Origin of the sequence: Rhodopirellula halodulae (assembly GCF_020966775.1) — a bacterium.
Classification (GTDB): Bacteria; Planctomycetota; Planctomycetia; order Pirellulales; family Pirellulaceae; genus Rhodopirellula; species Rhodopirellula halodulae.
In genome coordinates this window covers 328422-350719 of sequence record NZ_JAJKFV010000004.1, presented here as the reverse complement: position 1 = coordinate 350719, position 22298 = coordinate 328422, and the positions used below count along the sequence as shown (strand labels likewise).

General features: G+C 55.0%; 15 protein-coding genes and 1 pseudogene. 6 read left to right on the top strand and 10 right to left on the bottom strand.

Annotated features, from left to right (window positions below; translation table 11 throughout):
- The first annotated feature begins 197 nt into the window (after positions 1-197).
- On the top strand, positions 198-1724 hold the full coding sequence (locus tag LOC70_RS05220) for a sulfatase-like hydrolase/transferase (protein ID WP_230252307.1): 1527 nt from the start codon (positions 198-200) through the stop codon (positions 1722-1724).
- Here LOC70_RS05220 and LOC70_RS05215 read toward each other — a convergent pair.
- The 5 genes from LOC70_RS05215 to LOC70_RS05195 form a co-directional block, all read right to left on the bottom strand.
- Positions 1721-2806 (bottom strand): CobW family GTP-binding protein, encoded by a 1086-nt coding sequence (locus LOC70_RS05215; RefSeq protein WP_230252306.1) that lies wholly within the window; start codon positions 2804-2806, stop codon positions 1721-1723. The genes LOC70_RS05220 and LOC70_RS05215 overlap by 4 nt on opposite strands.
- A gap of 121 nt (positions 2807-2927) precedes the next feature.
- On the bottom strand, positions 2928-4619 hold the full coding sequence (locus LOC70_RS05210) for a nucleoside recognition domain-containing protein (protein ID WP_230252305.1): 1692 nt from the start codon (positions 4617-4619) through the stop codon (positions 2928-2930).
- A complete protein-coding gene (locus tag LOC70_RS05205) occupies positions 4613-5731 on the bottom strand; it encodes an NAD(P)/FAD-dependent oxidoreductase (protein ID WP_230252304.1) in 1119 nt (372 codons plus the stop codon). Before LOC70_RS05205 ends, LOC70_RS05210 begins: the two co-directional genes overlap by 7 nt.
- 94 nt (positions 5732-5825) lie before the next feature.
- Complete coding sequence (gene zigA, locus LOC70_RS05200; protein WP_230252303.1) at positions 5826-7082, bottom strand: zinc metallochaperone GTPase ZigA; 1257 nt, start codon at positions 7080-7082, stop codon at positions 5826-5828.
- 244 nt (positions 7083-7326) lie between these two features.
- A complete protein-coding gene (locus tag LOC70_RS05195) occupies positions 7327-8448 on the bottom strand; it encodes a hypothetical protein (protein ID WP_230252302.1) in 1122 nt (373 codons plus the stop codon).
- Positions 8449-9119: 671 nt separating this feature from the next.
- On the opposite strand from LOC70_RS05195, the gene LOC70_RS05190 reads away from it, so the two are divergent.
- A complete protein-coding gene (locus tag LOC70_RS05190) occupies positions 9120-11453 on the top strand; it encodes an arylsulfatase (protein ID WP_230252301.1) in 2334 nt (777 codons plus the stop codon).
- Between the two features lie 94 nt (positions 11454-11547).
- Here LOC70_RS05190 and LOC70_RS05185 read toward each other — a convergent pair whose 3' ends face one another.
- The 4 genes and pseudogenes from LOC70_RS05185 to LOC70_RS05170 all read right to left on the bottom strand — a co-directional run bounded on the left by LOC70_RS05185 (position 11548) and on the right by LOC70_RS05170 (position 14854).
- Entirely contained in the window at positions 11548-12912 is a 1365-nt protein-coding gene (locus tag LOC70_RS05185; protein WP_230252300.1) for a hypothetical protein, read from the bottom strand.
- A gap of 194 nt (positions 12913-13106) precedes the next feature.
- The gene (locus LOC70_RS05180) at positions 13107-13847 is read right to left on the bottom strand and encodes an SDR family oxidoreductase (protein WP_230252298.1); all 741 of its coding nucleotides are present in this window, start codon (positions 13845-13847) and stop codon (positions 13107-13109) included.
- A gap of 76 nt (positions 13848-13923) precedes the next feature.
- Positions 13924-14376: pseudogene (locus LOC70_RS05175) on the bottom strand (MarR family winged helix-turn-helix transcriptional regulator).
- A 139-nt stretch (positions 14377-14515) separates the two neighbouring features.
- Positions 14516-14854, bottom strand: a complete 339-nt coding sequence (locus LOC70_RS05170) for a hypothetical protein (protein WP_230252369.1) — start codon at positions 14852-14854, stop codon at positions 14516-14518.
- 224 nt (positions 14855-15078) lie between these two features.
- Between LOC70_RS05170 and LOC70_RS05165 the strand changes: the two genes are divergently transcribed.
- From LOC70_RS05165 to LOC70_RS05150, 4 genes are all read left to right on the top strand, one after another.
- Entirely contained in the window at positions 15079-17052 is a 1974-nt protein-coding gene (locus LOC70_RS05165; protein ID WP_230252296.1) for an ATP-binding protein, read from the top strand.
- 303 nt (positions 17053-17355) lie between these two features.
- Entirely contained in the window at positions 17356-19623 is a 2268-nt protein-coding gene (locus tag LOC70_RS05160; protein ID WP_230252294.1) for an ATP-binding protein, read from the top strand.
- Positions 19620-20078 (top strand): response regulator, encoded by a 459-nt coding sequence (locus LOC70_RS05155; protein WP_230252292.1) that lies wholly within the window; start codon positions 19620-19622, stop codon positions 20076-20078. Before LOC70_RS05160 ends, LOC70_RS05155 begins: the two co-directional genes overlap by 4 nt.
- The gene (locus LOC70_RS05150; RefSeq protein ID WP_230252291.1) at positions 20075-21685 is read left to right on the top strand and encodes a hybrid sensor histidine kinase/response regulator; all 1611 of its coding nucleotides are present in this window, start codon (positions 20075-20077) and stop codon (positions 21683-21685) included. Before LOC70_RS05155 ends, LOC70_RS05150 begins: the two co-directional genes overlap by 4 nt.
- Here LOC70_RS05150 and LOC70_RS05145 read toward each other — a convergent pair.
- The gene (locus tag LOC70_RS05145; protein WP_230252289.1) at positions 21649-22233 is read right to left on the bottom strand and encodes a biliverdin-producing heme oxygenase; all 585 of its coding nucleotides are present in this window, start codon (positions 22231-22233) and stop codon (positions 21649-21651) included. The two genes, LOC70_RS05150 and LOC70_RS05145, sit on opposite strands and share 37 nt — an antisense overlap.
- Positions 22234-22298 lie beyond the last annotated feature (65 nt).

Genomic DNA, 22298 nt, shown 5'->3' with positions numbered 1-22298 from the left:
ATCGCTTCCGGTTGGTTCTTGTTGTTCATTGAGGGCAGAAAGTCTTGACGACTTTCGCTACGGATGAGGATGGTGTGTGGGATCTGATGGTGAGGCTTGTTGATGACTCGGTTCGACGCTGCGAGACTGGTGGGCTTTCGTTTGCCGATTCATTCGTTGAGGCGGGAAAAGAATCTCGCCTCGAACTTACCGATGAGATGAGCGAATTTCTTTTGGGGAAGTTGTCGATGAACCATTTGTCTCGTTGTTGGATGGTTGTGTTGCTGCCGTCAACGCTGGCGTTCCTGTCGGCGATATCGTTAGACAGTGCTTGGGCGGATGGTCCGGCGACTGGCGACCACAGTCGGCCAAACATTGTTTTGATCGTGGTCGATGATCTTGGTTGGAATGATGTGGGCTATCACAATCCCGAGATGCACACGCCTCATCTCGACGAGTTGGTGCGTCAGAACGTCGAGCTGAATCGGTTCTATGTGGCACCGCAATGCTCGCCCACGCGCGCAGGTTTGTTGACAGGACGCTATCCGCACCGCTTTGGCATGTTGGATCACGTGATCTCGCCCACGCAAACCGACGGATTGCCCGAGAGCGAAACGACGATTGCGGAAATGCTGGCCGACGCGGGGTACCAACACCGTGCGATGATGGGCAAATGGCATCTCGGCTTGCGAAGCAAACTGTTTCATCCGATGAACCATGGCTTCACCGAATTTTATGGTCATTACAACGGTGCAATCGACTACTTTCGACGTGTCCGACGTGGTGAACCGGATTGGCACCGCAATGATCAATCAATCGTTGAGAGCGGCTACTCGACGGAGTTGCTGACCGAAGAGGCGACTCGTTTTATCAAACACAACAGCGCGGGTGAGTCGCCATACTTTCTCTACTTGGCTTACAACTCGCCGCATTCTCCGATGCAGGCTCTTCAAGGTGACTTGGACATCGAAGGCTTCGACAAATCCCAAGGTCGTATCGCTTCGGACGATGCTCGGTTGGCGAAACGGGAAGGTGACCCGGACTACGGACGCTCAGGAACCGGGAACAGTTTGCGTCAAACGTTTCGGGCCAATGTTCGCGCGTTGGACCGTGGGATCGGGCGTGTGATGGCGTCGATTGAACGAAGTGGCGAGTCCGACAACACGTTGGTGATTTTTACCAGTGATAATGGTGGGATCCCCAACCACGGCGGCAGCAACGTCCCACTGCGAGGCAACAAGTTTGAGATTTACGAAGGTGGAGTACGCGTGGTGGCGGCGTTGCGTTGGCCGGCCGTCTTTCCGAAGCCGTTGGTGAACGAAGACACGCTGGCTTACATCGATGTTTGGCCAACCATCGCGAAGGTGGCTGGTGTGCAAAACTTCGATCAGCCAATTGACGGGGAGAACATGTTGCCGAAGTTGATGGAGGAATCAGCGGCGTGGAGCCGAACGTTGTACCTCAGGGAGAGCGGCGTGATTCACGGGGAGTGGAAGCTGGTGGCAACCGACAAGAAGCGAAAACAGCCGGCCAAGCCGCCCGAATTGTTTCATCTTCGCCACGATCCACAGGAGGAAACTGATCTTGCAAATCAGAAGCCCGCGAAAGTCCGCGAATTATTGAAGCTCGCCAAAACATTTCGCGAGCTGAAGGGACCGGCGGCTGAATCCAAATACGATGGGCCTTGGCCGCCGAAGAACTGGGATTTGCCAGAAGAGCCCTCGTCCAGGATGCAGGACCGCTAGTCGACTTTCGGTTGAAGGCAAGCGAGCAATTTTGATTCGAACTCATCCCATCCGGGGGTTTTCCGGTCGAGGATGATCTCGAGGCGACTGTCGCGGCGATAGGCGGACGGGGCGTAGCTGGTTCCGTCTTTGGCTCGGTTGATCGTCCACCATTCGTCTTCGCATCGGAAGACACCTTTCAGACGAACGATGGGATGGACGTACCCGAGCAGGTCCAGCAATTCGTCTCGATCGAAGACGTCGTCGACGTGGAAAATCCATCCACACGCGTCGTAGTCGGCATCGCTGTTTTGAAACCGCACGGGACGGCCCGGCGTCGGTTGTGGCGATTCTTTCGCGTTGCTGCCATGATGTTCGTGTTCATCTTCATGGTGATGGTGGTCGTGATGACTGTCTGGCGAGACAGGTTGCAGCACCGGCATCTCGCCGCCCGGCTGTTCGGGCGACGGATGTGCGTCGTCGAACAGTGGGAAACGGAGTGTGTTGAATTCTCGGTCCAAAAGTTCGAGGTCGATCTCACCGAAGCTGGTTTCCAAAATCAGTTGTTTCGGTGGGCGGAAGCTCTCCACCCAAGTCCGGCAGCGGTCGATCAGTTCGCGATCGCGACTGTCGGTCCAGTTGAGGATGACGATGTCGGCGAGTTGAACTTGATCTTGAAACACCGCCGTGTCTCGCCACCGCGGATCTTCGAAATCCTTTGGATCGATCAGGCAAATGATGTTGCGCAGATCGATTGCTTTGGCAAAGTTCGGGCTGCGTAGGATATCGACCACGTTGGCGGGATGGCTGACGCCCGACGGTTCCAAAATCAACCGATCGGGTTTGGTTCGCCGGACGAACTGTGCGAGCAACGGTTTGAAAACCAACGCGAGCGTGCAGCAAGCACATCCGCCACCCAGCTCTTCGATCGCGATGCCTTCCAAACGGGACTCGACCAAGGCGTGATCGATCGAAACCTCACCGAACTCATTGATCAGGACGGACCACTTTTCACCCTCGGGACGTTTGTCAATGAGCTTGGCAATCGCGGCTGTCTTTCCCGAACCGAGAAAGCCGACAATCACATTAGTGGGAATCCGCATGGATGTTTCCAAGATTTGAACGAACAGACCCGTTCAAACTAACATCCATCTCAGGTTTTTAAGAGGGCGGTTGGAATCGACTTTGGTTGATTGATTGAGAGGATCGAACGGCCCGGTTGCGTCACAGCAGCCAGGCACCGCCCCAGGCGAGTAGAAGTGCGAAGCCGGTGGCAAAGGAGGCTTGGCGGGCGAGGAGTTTGAATGTGGTTTGCCAGCCGGTTTCTCGGCCGATGGTCATGGCGGTGACCAAACATGGTAGCAGCACTCCCGCCAGATAAACCGCGGTGAGAGCTTGGGCGGACGTCATCGGAAACGACAATCCGTCATCGGCGGACAGCAGGAAGATTCCGTCCTTACGAACGGACGCTAAAACAACGGGCAACGCGCTTTGGGCAGGCAGATCAAACAATGCCATCACTGGCCGCAGAAACTGCGAGGCCAAATCAAGAACGCCGAAGTGTGCCAACAACGAAGCGACAACACAGATCACCACGAAGATCGGCATCGCTTGGAACAGGAACTGACGTACCGTACCGGCTGCCTCTCGCCAGAGGGCTGAAGGAGTCGGCCACTGCATGAATGGTCGGCTGGGTGTCATCAGCACATTCAGTGAATTGCGAGCTTGCCGACCGGACGTCAAACGCAGGTAAACCAACGTCGTGGCCAGAAGGTAAGCAAGAAACATACACGTCAACCATGCGGCGGAGGTTTCCGTTGCGATTGCCGCTGCGGACAAGACCGCCAAGGTGGCCGGGAGTTGGTAGCTGCATGCCGATCCAAACGCGATCGCCGACACGGCGGGGCCTCGTGAACAACTCGAACAAGACCGAGTGCTGATCACCGCCGGAACGTTGCAACCGAAGCCCATCATCACGCGAACCACATCGCGTCCACTCAATCCAAACGGTCGCACCAGTGGATGCAAGGTGACATTGATGCGTTCGATCAATCCGCTGGCTTTGTAAACGCCAAGGATCAACGCGAACATCAACACGGTGGGAAACGCCCACACCAGCAGGAACGGTCCCATGTTCAGCAAGCCGTATCCAAATTCACCTTGCTGAGCCGTGAGCACGATCCGCAACCAACTTGGCCAACTGGCATTGACCGTCGCAATGATCGGATCGAACCAGCTCGCGACGATCGGATGCAGCCAATCGGCGATCGCGTTGGCACCATAGATCGTTGCGAGTGCTGGCAAGAACAACAGGGTAATTGCCATCAGCGGGCCCACCACTCGGTGCTCCATCCAGCCGGGCTTCGGTTCGATCCGCCAACCCGCTCGAGCGACTAACTTGCCTTTTTCAAACGTTGTCGGCGCTAGCAACGCATCGTCGATGCGTTGTCGTTTGGTATCCGATAGCGAGCGAGCGTCGACGGGGATGAAAGTGACACCGGCGTCGGATTCGAGCCGTTCAATGGCTTCTTGTGATGCTTCGCCGGGCTGCACCTTGTCCCAGTAGGTAACGACAACAACGCCGCGTTTGCCAATCACCAACGGCAGCATGTCGCTCAGGTCTTGATCAAGACTCGTCGCCTGCACGACCAAAAGGACGACGTCGTGCTCGTTCAACGCGTCGATCGCAAGTCGAGTTGTTTCGGTATCGGAGCTGCGAAGGATTCCAGGCGTGTCAATGTATTCCGTCGCGCCCGATCGATAACGATCAACCGTGACGGTCGAGCCACGGAAGTTGGTTTCGCCCGCGGAACGCCCGGTCAAGGAGGAGACCAGTTGCGACTTGCCGACGCTTTCTTTGCCAACCACCAGGACCGTGTGAGGTTCTGGCGGGGTGGCGAGGGTTTGGCTCAACATGATGCACACTCCTCGCCGCAACAGGACAGGTCATCAAGGTACATGCCCCATTTGCGATAGGTCTCGAGTTCATCGGCGGGCAAACCCAAAGACGTTGCGATGGCTTTGGCAACCACTGCGAATCGTTGTCGGTACTTGTAGATGAAACAGAAAACGTGGTTGTCATGTCGAACGGCGGGACCACACAAAAACAGACCCGAGGTGGTGGTCGACTCGTCGTTTTCGCTGAGCAGCGGGAAACCGTCTTCGCGTTGGTCGAACAAATCCGCGACCAGTTTGTGACTGCCTTCGAAGCCGCCCGCCAGCAGAGGTTGCGTCGTCGTGAAAAAGGTGCGTCCGTCGATGGCGGTGACTTCGTATCCACTATCCACCCGCGCAACGGATTGGATCGGCGTGTGCGGGAACAGTTCGACCTCCTGTTCAAACCATTCCTCACGCATTCGTTCCAATGAATAGGTTGAGAGGGCAACGCTTGGATCGGAGTTTTCATCGTTCCACGGACAACCGGTGTCAAACAGACGGACGGGTTTGTCGTGATAGGACAGGTGATAGGCCGCGTCGACGCCGCTCTCGTAGCCACCAATGATGAGGAAGTCGTCGCCTTCCAGATCTTCGTAGGCTGTGATCGTTGCCGTGTGTCGACACAGTTCGCTGCCGGGAAAACTGTGCAAACGTGGGTACTGAAATTCGCCAGCCGCCCAAATGACATGTTTGGCTCGCAGCGTTTCCTCCGCCGTGTCGACTCGGAAGTCTTCACCCACTTTGGCGACGCGAAGGACTTCCGTGTCCTCGCGAATTGGCAACTCGAAGAACTGAGCGACGCCGCGTAAGTGCGATGCGTATTCCTGGCCGGTCGGGTGTTCGGTTTCCAAACTGAACGCGGGCGAGACACCGACCGCAACCGAATTGAGGTCGAGCATTCCAATCGAGTTGGTCGGAAACGAGGGGGTGATGAATCGGGTTTCCGCCGGCCATGCGGCAAAGGACGCACCGACATGATGCCGATCGAGAACCACAAAGTTGTCGATACCGGCGTGCTTGAGAGCGATCGAAACACCGACCCCCGCAGCACCGCCGCCGATCACGATCACGTCGAAGGTTGATAGGGACATGTTGATTGGATGGGAAAGAAGCGGAGGTGGATTGACGCGAGAACATGACGACAACGACTAGGGACAGCCGTCTCGAGACGAGAAACGTGACGCGTCAGAAGGTTTGCACCGTTTCCTCTTCCCCGGTTTCCATTTCGATGGCGGGCAACGGGTCTTCGTAGTTCGCCCAGGCGTCGGGGCCTTGTGTGAATTCCAAATCGGTCAGCAGGCAGCGATCCAAAATGTCTACGATCCGCTGTTGATCCAAGCCTTGTCCGATGAAGACCAATTCTTGATGGCGGTCACCGTGTTCGCCGTTGAATTTCGAGCGAATTTCGTCGCGGGAATCTTCGTCTTCCGGCCACTCTTCCTCCGGTGCGGCCACCCACCAAAAGCCAGCGGGGTTCATGCGGATCGAGCAACCGGCTTGGGACCAGTCGTACGCCCAATCGTTGCGGGATGCGATCCACATCAAGCCTTTGCTGCGAAGGACTCCGGTGAACAAGCCGTCATCCATGTCGTTGTCCAACACCTCAACCAGACGCTTGGGGTGGAACGGGCGTTCGCGGCGATAGACGAAGTGCGAGATACCGTACTCTTCCGTTTCGGTTTCTTCTTCGCCGCGCGAGACCGCCAACCATTCTGGCATCGCTTCGGCTTCCGATAGTTGGAACCGCCCGGTACCCAGGATTTTCGACAGTGGGACTTGGCTCTCGGTGGAATGCAGGATCTCGGTGTTGGGATTGAGTCGGCGAATGACCTGTTCGAGTTGTTCCAGTTCGTAGGGGGTGACAAGATCGGTCTTGTTGATGATCACCACGTTGGCGAATTCGACTTGATCGACCAACAAGTCAACAATGTTGCGATCGTCTTCGTCGCTGAGACCAATTTTGCGATCGGTCAAGTCGTCCCACGAACCGAAGTCTTTCATGAAGTTGCCCGCATCAACGACGGTGACCATCGTGTCGAGTTCGGCGAGCTGCGAAAGGCTGTATCCGTCTTCGTCTTCAAAGGTGAACGTTTCAGCCACGGGCATCGGTTCGCTAATTCCCGTTGATTCGATCAGCAGGTAATCAAACCGACCTTCGCGAGCGAGTTGTGACACTTCGATCAGCAAGTCTTCTCGCAGCGTGCAGCAGATGCATCCGTTGGACATCTCCACCAATTTTTCATCGGTCCGAGACAGATTGGCTCCACCGTCTCGAACCAAAGCGGCATCGACATTCACCTCGCTCATGTCATTGACAATGACGGCGACGCGAAGCCCCTTGCGGTTGGCCAGCACATGATTGAGCAAAGTGGTTTTGCCCGCACCGAGGAAACCTGACAACACGGTGACGGGAAGGCGTTTGGCTGAATCAGGTGCAGTCATGAGTCGCGACCAAGAAAAAGCGGTTGGGCGTGGGTGTGTACCGGAGCGGGCCTCCGGAGACTCATGTTAACATGACGCAAGTGCACACAGTGTGCAAGTGCGATTTATGGTGGGTTATGCGAGCGGGTTTGGCAAGCGGGTTTGGGTGAGGTGGCTGCGGTCGCCGATCGAGGCTCCTTTTTACGAATTGAACACGCAGGGAAATTCCGTCGCCCGTTGGTCCGGTTCGTCCAAACAAGCAACCTTATTCGGGTGTCGAAGACGTTTCGGTTGATTGGGCGGTTGGCGTTTTCGGCTCAACCGGTGGAGGAACCGGAACCGTGGCGACGCCGGGATAGCGTTGCAGAGACGCTTCGGCTTGTTCGACCGCTGCGGGATCGATCTGGCGAAGCTTCTGAAGGGCGTTTTTCGCGGTCGGAAGCGGGCAGGCCTTCAGGTAAAGCACCACGTTGGGTTTGACGAAAAGGGTTTCCTGTTCGGACATTTCGAACAGCTCGACCACCCGGTCGATTGCGGTCCAGTCTTTCCAACGTGCGAGATCGGGGATCACCATGTCTGCCAAAGCGGGGATTTCGAGCACGAGACGCATCGCCGTCGCCAAACGTTCACGCGGGATGACGTCCAGCTCCGTTCCGTGAACTCGGATCGCACTGACGGCCGCGTAGCAGTCCAGGTAATTGGCATTGGAAGGTTGCAAATGATCACGTTCGATTTGGGCCAATGCGCGTTCACCGCCCAGCGAAATGAAACAGGACATCGCGGCATCCATGCCTGGATCAAACGTTGGGTCGTCTTCTCGCAAGCGAAGCATTTCCGAGAACAATTGGGCGTCGTCTTGGGTCCCGCATTGACTGAGGAATGTCCAGCACAGGCGGCGACGATGCACGGGCACGGTTTTGTCACGAAGTTGCCCGATGACCCATTCGCGGTCGATCTTGTTGGCCAAGCCGCGAATCTGTTCTAGCGACGCGTCGGCAAATTCATTGTAGGCATCGTTTGATATCAACTCGTCATCGTGTTTGAGAAAGCGTAGGAAGTACTCCAATCGTTTGGGGCCCGCTTCCGGCAGACTTGCCAGGCCACGCAGGTATGCCATGGCGTCCTTCGAAACCGGTTTGGGCTCGCTCCACAAAAAAGGTGATTCGCCGTAACCGACCAGCCAATAACTCGCGTTGGCCGAGATCGGACCCTCGGGAGCCGATTCCTGAAACGATGGCACGGTGACCACTGATCTCGTCCATTTCGCATCGCCACGCAGGACTTCCGTGATCCGCATTTGGCATTGAAGGATGCCGTCTTCATCCATGGCGGCTGATTGACAGTGGACGAAGACCGCCACGTCGGATTGCCCCAGGTCATCGCTCAAGGTCGGAGCGAGTGCCGAGCAGAATGGACAGGCAAGAACGAGTGATTGCAAACCGACGAAACCTGTTGCAGCGAAGCAAATTAGGCAGGTTAAAAGCCAGCGAATCAAGTATGAATCAAAATGGTTCTGCACAACGGCATCCCTGCGGTCAGTGGTTTCCGGCCGGGCGACTGATCACTGAAAGGCACTTACCACGCGACGCACCTTGTCGCCGATCACCCAGCCCGGCAGCAGAACAAATTAAACCATCGCCGGACGACGGGACAACAGGAATGCGATTGTCCAAATACTGCGTGACTTGCTCACGTTTGTCGAATCAGCCAGATCTGATGATCTCATGCACTCACCTGCCTGAATGCACCGACATCGAGGATGCCAGAGACAACGAGAAGAGTGCAGCAACGCCGGTGACCCGGCAGACGCTGGTCAACGCAATCGTAGAGGCTTTGCAGCATGCTTGATTCGCAAGGGATCGCTGGCGGCGGCACTCGTTCCGATGCGAAAAGTGGATGAAGCGTGTCACCGGCTGTGCTCGATCTGTTTAAGATTGGCTTCGGTCCCGTTGTCGAGCTGAAGATGACAACGTGATGGTTTGAATCAACGTGTGACGGCAACGAGCTGACACCGAAGTGGATTGGCAGAACTCCCTTTCTGAACAAGGCGACAACACGATGAAATTCTTTTGTGCAGTGATCGTGGCTTTGTTGTTTGCGAGTGTAACGCCAGCCCAAGATTGGCCAGATCGCAGTTCACTTCCCATTCCCCTGCCACCTTTTGAAGGCGAGATCGCAAAGACCTACAAGCAATCAAAGAGTGCCTGGCAAACGCCCGTCCAGGCTCCCGAGGGGGCGCCCAACGTCATTGTTATTCTGCTGGATGATGTTGGTTTTGGTCAGACTTCCACATTCGGTGGTTTGATTCCAACGCCAAACTTGGATCAGCTCGCTTCCGAAGGGCTACGGTACAACCGCTTTCACACGACGGCGATTTGTGGTCCTTCGCGGGCGGCATTGTTGACGGGGCGGAATCATCACGATGCCGGCAACGGATTCTTGATGGAATGGGCGACCGGATTTCCCAACTACTCCACCATGTTGCCCAAGGATTGTGCGACGATCGGTGAAGTCTTGAAGGGCAACGGGTACTCCACATCGTGGTATGGCAAGAACCACAACACACCGGATTGGGAAACCACAGTCACCGGCCCCTTTGATCGTTGGCCCACCGGCATGGGATTCGAATACTTTTACGGATTCAACGCGGGAGAAACCCATCAATACTATCCCGTGATCTTTGAGAACACCGTGGCCGTCGAGCCCGAGAAGACTCCGGAAGAAGGCTATCACTTCATGACCGACATGACAGATCGGGCTATTCAACGCATGAAGTTTTCCAAGTCGGTTGCACCCAAGAAGCCTTTCTTCATGTATTTCGCTCCGGGAGCAATGCATGCACCGCACCATGTGACGGCAAAGTGGCGAGACCAATTCAAAGGCAAGTTTGACATGGGGTGGGAGAAGTACCGCGAACAGGTCTTCGCGAATCAAAAACGAATGGGGATCATTCCGGAAGACACCCAACTGACGCCGCGGCCGGATTGGGTGCCGGCATGGGAATCATTGAGCGACGAACAAAAGCAGGTTTACAGTGCATTGTTCGAGAACTTCGCGGGCTACTTTGCTTTCACGGACCATGAGATTGGTCGGTTGCTAGACGAGGTCAAGAAGTTGCCGGACGCGGAGAACACGCTGATCTTCTACATCGTGGGCGACAATGGTGCGTCCGCGGAAGGTGGACCGGATGGAACATTGAACGAGATCATGAACCTGAATGGTATCCCGTCGAACATCGACGAGATTGCCAAAAACCTCGAAAAGCTCGGTGGTCCGGAATCGGAGCCTCACTATCCAGTTGGATGGGCTTGGGCTGGCAACACTCCTTTTCAATGGGTGAAGCAGGTCGCGTCGCATTTGGGTGGAACTCGCAACCCAATGGTCGTGAGTTGGCCCGCGCGAATCCAACATGACCCTCAACCCCGGGACTGTTTTTTGCACTTGATCGATGTGGTGCCAACGATCTTGGAGGCTGCCCAACTTCCGATGCCCGGCACGGTGAATGGAATCAAGCAACAACCGCTTGCCGGAAAATCGTTCTTAGCCAGCTTCGAAGACGAAGGCTATCGAGGACGAGACGAGCAGTATTTCGAGGAGTTCAGCAACCGATCGATTTACGCCGCGGGTTGGAAAGCCAACGCCCAGCACACCTTGCCATGGCGGCAGGATCTGGCCCCCGGAAATTGGGAGAGCGACACATGGGAACTGTATCACTTGGACGCTGACTTCTCAGAAGCCAACGATTTAGCGCAGCAGATGCCAGAAAAGTTGGCAGAGTTGCAGACCAAGTTTGATCGGGCCGCCGAGAAGTTTCATGTTTATCCGCTAGATGATCGTGGAGCGGGACGTCTTGCTTTACCGAAACCACCGGTGCCGGGGGCTGACACCGAATCCACCACGTACACCTACGGACCTGGTGCCGTTCGGATTGCGGAACCCGCCGCACCACCGATGAAAAATCGTTCCTGGACCTTGACTGCGACGTTGCAAACGGATGGTGCGAAGACAGAAGGGGTTGTGGTCGGCTTTGGCGGCGTCGCCGCGGGATTGACGTTGTATTTGGACCAGGGCGTTCCCGTGTTTGATTACAACTACTTTGAAAAGCACACGGTGATCAGGGGCGATGCGCCGCTACCATCGGGTGAGTCAGAAATCGCGGTTGTGTTTGACTACCAAGGTGCCGAGGGCGAGGCTGGCAAAGGGGCAAACGTCACGCTTTCAGTCAACGATCAACAGGCTGCTGAGGCGAGCATTCCCGCGACCGTTGGCGGACGATTCGGGATCGATACGTTCGGTGTTGGAGAAGACAGCGGACAACCCGTGACTCATGACTACCAAGCTCCATTCAAATTCACGGGGCAAATTGACGAGGTCGTGATTGAAACAAAGTGATTGCCATGGGGACAAGCAATCATTTGCATCTCTCGACGTGCGATCATGTTGTGTTCGATATGCAGTTGACTGGCTGCATTGTCGTTCACGGGACTCACCGATGATCGAGCCACTGTTCGATGGCCAGAAGTGCTGCTTTGGGGGTTCGCACATTAAGCGGAAATCCACCATAGAAAACTTGCAAAGTGGCACCTGAATGAAACATCGCTTCCAGCTCTCGTTGGCACTGGTCAGCATTGTTCACGTAGATACGATTGCCCAGTCGAAAGTAGGATTCAACCATCCCAAATCGAACTTCGCGTTCTCCTCTGGCTGATCGGATTTGCCGAAGAATTTCGTTGAGGTCGAATCTTGCGCCACCACGATTGTCCATGGTGAAGCCCGGTGTGGAATAGGCGTTGACCGCGGTCCAAATCGGTGGACGCAACGTACTGGCCGGTTGGACTGTCGATAGAGCAACAATGTGCGTGTAGATACGGTCACGCTTGATCCCGCGATCGTGGCACGTCTTGGAGAGACTTTCCATGTAGTCGTGAATCGCTTCGTAGCATAGTTGACGAAACTTAGCGTCGCGGCTGATGCCTTCGTTCTTGGCCGCTGTTCTCAGTCGAGTTTCGTTCCAATTTCGCCAATGCAACGACGCGAAACCAAGTTGGCTGCCGACCAACGATGGTGTCATCTCGATCCCTTGAACTGAACGCGGTGCGCCCGCCTTCACGGATCCCTTCTCTCGTTGGATCAATCGTCGCATGCCTCCGTCGTTCCAATCAGGAATATGGGCTTCCCACGCGATGTTGATGCCGGCAAATAAGTGTTCAAGGTTCTGGGATCGCCACGTTTCGAGGCGTTCGGCCAATGGGTCGAGAACGGCTTGATCGAGTTGGGAAGCGGCGAATGCGGTGAACTTGGGTGACCCGAATGCTGGCACGGCGGGGGCCGGTGAACACCACGGCCCCCAATGCAACCAAGCCCGAGGAATTTGGGTGGGAGGCGAATTGTCTGTCGGGAATTCGGTCCACTCACGCATTTCGGCGTGCGCCCAAAACCGGATCGACGGTTGTTCATTCGGTGGTAACGAGTCGTCCGCACCCCATCCATAGCACGAGTCGACATGGAAGAAGACGGGAACTCCGGTTTGCTCAGCTAGGTCTAGGGCTTGTTCGACATCACGACGAACACGCGGCACCGACCTAGATAGAATGCGCAGTTGTTGGACGCCATAGGCGACCATTCGCTTGGAGTCCGAAGGCATCGGTTCGAAACGATGTGCCAGCGAATGAAAGTTGGCTTTCACATCAGGACCAGGACCTTGGTCAGGACCACCGCCTTCCAAGACAACGTATTGAGTCGGTGAACCACTCGGTTCGGCGGTCAATGCTAGCGTGCTCGATAAAGCAGCGAATGCGATCGCGGAACCAATGATCCGCTTGATGTAAGCGATAGGATTTTCGGTGTGCATCCTGGGATGCTAATGGGATCCGTTTGACAACGAAAGTCTGAGGCGGATGTTCACCAGCGACGAACCATTCTCGGAAAAAACAGAGTTGGTCAACGGCGAGAGAATTCATTATTAGTCAATTCGGTGGTGAGTCGGGACCGGAAAATTCACCATCCTTGTTCTTCCTTTCCTGTGAATTCGTTCACCGCAACGCGTCAGACCATGCCGCCGTTGGCGCGAATGGTTTGACCGTTGATCCAGGATCCGTCCGGTCCTGCAAGGAAGGATACGACGCTGGCGATGTCATCCGGCGTTGCCAGACGTTCGAGCGGAGGTGCCTTGGACAATTTTTCGACCAATTCGTCGGGTTTGCCATCCAAAAATAAATCCGTGGCGGTCGGCCCCGGGGCGACTGCATTGACCGTGATGTTTCGTCCTCGCATTTCCTTGGCCATGATCGCGGTCATGGTTTCAACAGCGGCTTTGATTCCGGCGTAAATGCCGTACTTTTCGAACTTCATTCCCACGACGGTGGTGGACAAGTTGATGATTCGTCCATCGTCGCGAAGACGTTTTCCGGCTTCACGCAGCGTGTTGAACGTGCCCCGGAAATTGACCGCGACTTGAGCGTCAAAAGACTCGTCCTCACACTCTTCAATGGAGGCCAACTTCATGATTCCGGCATTGTTGACCAACACGTCGACTCCGCCAAAGACCGATTCAGCGGTGTCAAACATTTCTTGGACGGAAGCGGAGTCGGACACGTCAGCTTGGATCGCGACCGCTTGGCCGCCTTGGGATTGGATGTCCGAGACAACATCCTGAGCTGCTTGTTCGCTTCTCGCGTAGTTCACAATCACATGGAAACCGTCATTGGCAAGACGTCTCGCAATGGCTGCGCCAATTCCGCGAGAGGCGCCAGTGACAATTGCCGTTCGGTTGAGGGAATTTTGCATGAGTTTGGTGATGGTTGGGTGAGAAGGCAGTTGGGCAGCTTTGTATATATCAGCCTTGTGAAATCACCTTGTGAAGTCACTGTTCGCAAGGTTTGCTTGCAAGGTTGTTTTGAATCGTTTGCAGTACTTTCATTGTCTCGTTCAGTTGTGTTTTTGAGATGCCTTGAAGCGTGTGCTTGCGAAGATCATCCAGCAACGGCAGGACAGTTTGCAACCTCTTTTCGCCACGAGACGTCAAACCGACCATGACCATCCGAGCGTCCTCAGATGATACGCTCCGTTTGATGAATTTGTGATCGACCAGTCGGTCCAACTGCCGCTTGACAGTCGTCGGATCACGTACCATTCGCGACGCCAAATCGTTCATGCTCAGCGGTTCGCCCACATCGGCCAGTGTGATCAGGGTTTAAGTTTCCTCTGGTGTAAATGGCCAATCGGCTCGCTGAAGCACCGCCGTCATCCGGATTCGTATCAGATAAGCAATTCGTCCGATCGCGAATCCTGGCGTTGATTCGGAGTCAAACTGCATCTTCGTCTCCTGATGAGTCCTGAATTGAAATGGGCGTAGGGTACGGCATACGTTCGGGTGGCTTAAATGGTAGTGGACGAGGTTACGAGTCCCGAGTGGCAGGACTCGAGGCGTCGCTGCTCGGCCCGGCAAAAAGTGGTCAGTACCAATCGAAGTAGCAGTAAATCAGCAACGTACAGGCGGCGAAGTCGGGGATTCCGATCACCAGGTACTGATGTGCGAAGAACGTTACATACAGCAGGATGTTGAAGGCATACGGCAGCGACATCAGCACCGCCAGCGGAGCCGTTCGCGGAGTTCGCCCATCAATGCCGCGAGAAAGTTTGGCCATGCGAGGGAACTCCGGCGGACGCAGCGGCCGACTGTCAACGAGCCAGAGTGTTTTGTCGGGCAATTGCGACTGCAGTGCCATCGTTTGTTGATCGCGATAAGCCACCCCTTTCGAGTTGGATTGCTGTTCAATGTGTTGAACGGGCATTGTCTTGAACGGGGGATGTTCTTGCGGGATTCACTCAGTCGCAGGGGATTGCGAAGTCCTCGACCACTTTCAAATCACGCTGCAGTCGAGGTTGTTTCGGTACGCCGTGGAGGAATTCGGAACGAGGGACGAAAGTTGATATTTGAACTGTTGTGGGCGCGGTTGGCATGGATCAAGTTTGGCGCCGGCGGAGCGAAGGAAGTCGACTTCGCGTTCACCTTTTGATGGCAACCGTTGTGAAGTCCAATATCACCGATGAGGAACGACTGCGACTTGCAGTTGCCGTCGCACAGTTTGGCATCATCGAGATCGACTATCGAGTCGGAACCGCCATTGCGGACGAAACCGCGGCGAAGTTGTTTGGGCTGCCTGCGAACAAGGCGGTTTCTCGCGAAGACGTCCACCGACGTTTTCATCCTGATGATTTGGAGGAAATTGAACGTTGTGTTCGTGGCTCTCTCGCTCCTGATGGTCAGCGGGAGTTTTTCTTGGAGCATCGAGTCCTGGATGAGGACGGCAACATTCGTTGGGTCAGCGTTCGCAAACGAGTGATCTTCGAAACGTCGGGCGGCGCGAGCGTACCCGCGACCGGAATCGTGGTGGCGGTCGATGTCACCGATCAAAAAGAAACGGAACAGAGTCTCCGCAATAGTGAGAACCGTCTTCGCTTGGCGGCGGAGGCCACCGGTTTTGGAACCTACGATACTTGTTTGAGTTCGGGGGAATCCAACTGGTCTGACGAAGTGGGAAGGATCCTGGGACGCCCCGTTCCTGAATCACCGACGTGGAATGATCAGATCGCGCAGGCCCATCCGGACGATCAAGAACGTTGCGATGAGTTGTTCCAATCTCTGAGATCGAAGCAGCACGATGGACGTTTTCGGTTGGAGCATCGGATCTTGCGACCAAGCGGCGAAACCCGCTGGCTTGTCAATTCCGGAGCGGTCATCGTTGAGAGTGAACAGTGCGATCCACCGTCTGCGATACTGATCGGGACCTTGCAGGATATCACCGATCAAAAGCTGTTTGAGCAATCACTTCATGATGCGCGGGAAGTCGCCGAATCAGCCACCCGGACTCGTGGTGAGTTTTTGGCGAACATGTCGCATGAGATTCGGACGCCCATGGCGGCGATCATTGGTCACGCGGACATTCTGCGAGATCATTTAAAAGACCCGGACAATTTGCAGGTCGTTGAGACCATCCGGCGCAATGGCAATTTCCTGCTCGAAATTATCAACGATATCCTCGACCTTTCCAGGATTGATGCCGGCAACCTGGAAGTCGAGACCAATGCGGTTCGGCCGGATGCGATCGTGGCAGAGGTGCGTTCCTTGATGGACGTTCGTGCGGCTGAGAAGAAACTGCCGCTGAAAGTCGCCTTTGACGGGCCGATCCCGGAGTTGATCTACACCGACGCGGTTCGGATGAGGCAGATCCTTGTGAACTTGGTCGGAAATGCCATCAAGTTCACGGAAGAGGGCGAGGTCAGGCTGAGAGTACGCTATGACGACGAGAAAAAAACGCTCTGTTTCGACGTCGTTGATACTGGGATTGGGATTCAACCCCATCAGATCGAACGTTTGTTTCAACCGTTTGTCCAAGCCGATAGCACTTCCACACGCTCGTTTGGTGGTACTGGGTTGGGGTTAGCCATTTGCAAGCGACTGGCAAACGCATTGGACAGTCGGATTGTTGCCGAGAGCGAACCCGGCAAAGGCAGCGTGTTCACCTTGGTGGTCAACGTGCCACGAAAGGTTCAATTGGTCCAACCAAACTTGTCGATCGATCTTTCGACAAGAGTCAGACGGCAACCCATTCGTATCTCTGCCAAAGTTTTGGTCGTCGATGATCGTCGTGACATTCGTTATCTGGCTCAGCATTTCATCGAGAAAGCGGGCGGCGAAGTTCTGACCGCAACCAATGGTCGCGAGGCGATTGAATTTCTGGAAACGAATCGCGACGACGAAGTCGATCTGGTCGTGATGGACATGCAGATGCCTGTGATGGACGGCTACGAGGCAACCAAAGAGCTTCGCAAACGCGGTTTTGAAAAGCCGATTGTTGCCCTGACGGCAAACGCGATGAAGACGGATCGGCAGGACTGCATTGCCGCTGGGTGCACGGATTACACCACCAAACCGCTCGACAGTCACAAACTGATCCAGATCATTGGTGAGTTGACCGAATCCAGATGAAGTTTTCGATGAGGGCAGCGGGATACAAATCACCCATCAGTTGCAATTTTCGCGATTCACCGATTGCAAAGCTTCTGTGCTGTCGGATGTTAGGATACTTTGTCAGCCAATCGATTTGGCTTCGACAGTCTTGGAACGCGGGAACTTGTTCCTTTTCAACCAAGCCGAATCAAGATACAGTGAGCCCTCATCCCCGATCGCAATCGACCTACGGCAGCTCGATTCGAATGAATCCCGCCCTATGAGTCACGTCACGTCCTCGCGTGCCGATCTCTAGGCGAATTTTTATTGCCGTAGGAGCCAATGAATAGCCACTTTGCGCCCGGGACATTGTTGGATGGTCCGGTGGATCTCAACAATTGTGATCGAGAGCCGATTCACATACCCGCACAGATTCAAGCGTTTGGAGGCTTGATGGTGGTCCGTCTGGTGGATCGAGAAATCGTTTCGGTGAGTGAGAACCTGGATCAGTGTTTCTCACCCCAGAGATGTCCCGCTGTGGGCGAAACGTGTCCGGACGAGTTGGCGGAACTTGTTTCGCAAATCAGTGCACCGGAATCCAGCGATGAGGGGTACGCGGTACGCGATCGCTCGTTGGCGATTGGCGAACTCGGATGGATGGTGACCGCTCATCGATCCGGCGCTTTTGCGTTGCTTGAATTCGAGTTGGAATCAAACGCCACGAATGCCTCTGATTTGTCGTTGCTTGAACGGCTGTTCAAACACTCATCCACTTCCGATCTGTCGACGGTTTACCAATCGACCGTCGAGGTGATTCGAGCTTTCACCGGGTTCGATCGGGTCATGTTGTATCAGTTCCATGAAGATCAACATGGAAGCGTGATCGCGGAGATGAAACGAGAGGATCAAGAGTCTTTTCTCAATCTGCATTATCCCGCGGGCGATATTCCCGTGCCAGCGAGACGTTTGTACGAACTGAAATGGATTCGCACCGTGGCCGATTCCAGCGGTGAAACTGTTCCGATGGTTCCACCGCTGATTGCGAAGACCAGCGAACCGGACGCGGATGAACTTCCGATTGATATGAGTTACTCGGAATTGCGAGCGATCTCGCCGATCCACCTGGAATACCTTCGCAACATGGGCGTGGGTGCCAGCATGTCCATTTCCGTTTTGGACAGCGGGCGATTGTGGGGGCTGATTGCATGTCACCACGATTCACCCAAGGTCGTCGCGCCGAAACAACGAGATGCATGTGAACTCGCCGGAGTATTGCTTTCGACCTACCTTACCAGCCGGAGACAGCAACAAGCTCTGAAGCATCGTGTGGAGGTTGGTGAGCGTATCTCGGCACAGATATCAGAGATCGCGAAACAAGATGATCTGAATCAGGCGATGATCAATGCGGCTCCCTGGATGATGGAGCTGTTCAATGCGGAAGGTCTCGTATGGGTCCATGAGGGCGACGTTTACCACGCGGGGGCGACACCCAGCGAGGCACAAACGCGAACGCTGTTGTCGTCACTCGACCAGCAGAATCAAGATTCAATCGTCTACACCAATTGCGTTGCGAAATGGCAGAGATGGGATGATTCGTTTGCTGAACGATTGCCTGGAATGATGGCCATGCGAATGGGGCAACGTTTCGGCGGCATGTTGATGTTGTTTCGTGGCCCGCACGAAGAGCATCTGAATTGGGCTGGCGATCCGAACAAGTCCGTGACCGATGAAAGCGGACGCCTGTCACCACGCAAGTCATTCGAACAGTACCGGCAAACGGTCAGTGGGCAATCGCTCCCTTGGACCGCGACCGATCGTGAGACCGCTGAGTCCTTGTTGTCGGCGATGAATCTGTTGGTGGTGGAACAGGCCGCGAAGGTTCGTCGCATCAACGAAGAACTGCGAACGCTGAATGCGGATCTCGATGCGTTTGCATACGCCGCGTCACACGACTTGAAAGAACCCCTGCGTGGGATCCATCATCACGTGTACATGATGGAGCAAGCCCAAGAGTTGGCCGGCGCAACTTTCGAGAAGGGCATGCAATCGCTCAAGCGATTGACGGGCCGCATGAGTGATTTATTGGATGGGCTGCTGCGGTTCTCTCGTGCCGGTCGTCAGGATCTGCAGTGGGAGACGTTTTCACTGAGTGAGGTGATGGACCAAGCGATGGATGTGGCGTTTGGTGGTTTGTGTCCGAACGATGTTGAAGTTCAAGTGAAGCCCGATGGAGAACTCAGCGGTGACTTCACTTGTGTTCGCGAAATCTTGACGAACTTGATCACCAATTCGGTGAAGTACAACGATCAGCAATTCAAGCAAATCGTTGCCGGAATCACCGCCGTGAATGACACACCGTTGGGACGCAGGACTGAGTTTGAATCGAATGTGTTATTCCTACGCGACAACGGGATTGGGATTGCGCCGGAGTATCAGTCGAAGGTCTTTGAAATCTTCACTCGGTTGTGCGAACCGGGTGAATACAGCGGCGGTTCGGGGGCGGGGCTAACGATTGTTCGTCGTTTGGTTGAACGTCACGGAGGCGATGTGGCGGTGGAGTCCGATGGAAAAACCGGAAGCACATTCTTTGTCGGTTGGGCAGCACGATGAAGCGACAGCGAACCTCGGTGATTTGGATTTTGGAAGACAACGATGAAGACTACGAGTTGCTTGAAATGGCGTTGGTAAATTGTGAGTACCCCGTCCGCTATGTTCGATTTGCGCGGGGCACGGAATTGAAACAGCGATTAGACGAGAATATTTCGCGAGTGCCTGATTTGATTTATGCCGATCTGCGAATGCCTGGTTTGGGTGGTCTGAAAATCCTGGAGTTGTTGAAATCGCATGAACGTTTTTTAAGTGTTCCGCGGTTGGTGTTTTCAACGTCCGCCAACCCGAAGGACATTGCGGCCGCTTATCAGAGGGGCGCGAACGCCTATCACGTCAAGTTGGTTGAGACGCCGAAGATGCTGGCGAAACTTCAGCAGACGTTCTCGTATTGGCTGGGTTCCGTTGAGCCACTGCGGAGCAATGAATCGCTGCTACGATCGGACGCGACATCATGAGAGGTTCCAGGCGAGCGCAACACATTCTGCTGATCGATGACTCCGCCGATGATCGCGCGAAGATCCGATCGGCATTGGTCCAAGGCGATCCCACCCGGCGATATCGCTTTCGCGAAGCGACCAATGGTGAGGAAGGACTGCACATCTGTCACGAAACGAGTGATCCACCCATTGATTGCGTGATCGTGGACATGCAGATGCCGAGGGTTAACGGTCCTGAGTTCTTGCGAGCCTTGAAGGGCGATGACGATTACCCCCAGTTGCCAGTCGTGGTTCTCACCGGCAGTTCCAGCAGTCGCGACTCCGGCGATGCGTTGCAGCAAGGAGCGCAGGACTATGTGACGAAGGACTCCATCTACCCCTCGGTGTTGTTTCGCGTGGTGGACAATGCCATCGAGCGACATCAGTTGCTGAGAGAACTCAACGAAAGTCGCTTGGCGGCCAATCAAGCGAACCAAGCCAAGTCCGCCATGATCGGGAACATCAGTCATGAAATTCGCACGCCCATGACGGCGGTGCTGGGGCTATGCGATGTTTTGCTCGACCAAGATCCTTCGGATCATCAAAGCAACTTGCTGCAAATGATTCGCGAAAACGGGGAGTATTTGGTTGAGATCGTCAACGATCTATTGGACTTGTCGAAGCTCGAAGCGGGCGGTGTGACGATCGATCGCGAGCCGATGCTGCTTCGCCATTTGTTCTCGCGCACGGTTGGTCTGATGCAAGTGCGAGCGAAAGAAAATGAGACCACGTTGTCGCTTGAGATGGCCGACGATGTGCCGGAGGCGATCGTCTCGGACTCGGTGAGAATTCGCCAAGTGTTTTTGAATCTGGCCAGCAACGCGATCAAGTTTTCACCAGGAGCTAGCGTTCGAGTCAGGGTAGGCACGAAAGCATCCGTTAGCGACGAAACCAAACTCTTTGTGGAGGTCATTGACTCGGGGGTTGGAATCCCGAACGAAGACATCGAGCGGATTTTTCAACCATTCGTGCAGTCGGAGAGTAAAAAGCGTGCGAAGTCCGTCGGTGGAACAGGGTTGGGACTCGCGATTTCACGACGGCTGATCGAAATGCTGGATGGGAAATTGAATGTGACCAGTGAAGTCGGCCAAGGCAGCACGTTCGCCTTCGAGTTTCCATGTGAAGTTTGCGATCCGAGTCGTGTGGAATCGGTGAAGAATTCGACTCGACTTTCGAAAGCCGTCGAAGAGTTGTTGGATGGGTGCGAGATATTGGTGGCGGAAGACACACGCGCCACTCAGGTGTTGTTGGCGATGACACTGCAGTCCGTTGGAAGTGTTGTCACCATGGTGCAGAACGGTCACGAATTGTTGGAACATTATCACGCGCACCCTGGTCGGTACCGGGCGATTCTCACCGATATTCAAATGCCCGGCATGGATGGCTTGGAAGCGACCGAGCGACTACGACAGGCGGGGTGCCAGTTGCCCATTGTGGTCCTGACGGCGGATGCGGTTGGCGCGACAAGAAGGGAGGCCGAATCCGCAGGTGCGACTGATATTTTGACCAAGCCGATCGATCGCCAAGCACTCTTGGAGGTGATGGCACGTCACTGCGAGGCGGAGTCGTGCGAGGAGTCTTCCTGAATGGATTGAGCTGTTTCCGACACGAACTGGAAAACAGCTTCTGCACCGGCAATAGCATCTTCGACGCGCAGGTCCGTCTGCGTTTCAAGAGCGTCGACGAAGACCGGCCAGCGATCTTTGGCACCACTGGCCAACTCGGTCAAGTAATGGGTTGGGACATCGTCAGGCATCGTTTTTTTGACTGACGCGAGTAGGTAGCGTCCTCCGAGCGAAGAGCCTTCCACCGCATAGGCGTGTCCCCATTGCTGTGGCGTTGGGTCTGGCTTCGCTGAAACACGGGGCTTGTCCGTAGGATCTTCAACGGAAATGCCTAGAGCCTCGAAGTCGGCGGCAAAGGCGGTTCGCATTTGGTGCATTGGATCCGGCAGACCGATGTGTCGCGAAACGATGGCTAAATGCGGTCCGAAACGTGTTTGCATCCGGTGCATGCAACGGAGGAAATTCTGGTATCCATCCAGGGTATTGAGTGCGCCCAAACCTCGCATTTGAGAGTCGAGGTTTTGGTGCAATTCTCGCGTGCCCTGTTGCAGTTGCTGGCGTATTCCCATCGTTGATGCTTCATGGTGAGGCGTCGGTGTCGAATCGAGACGGAGTCCGAATTCCGTTGAGTTGT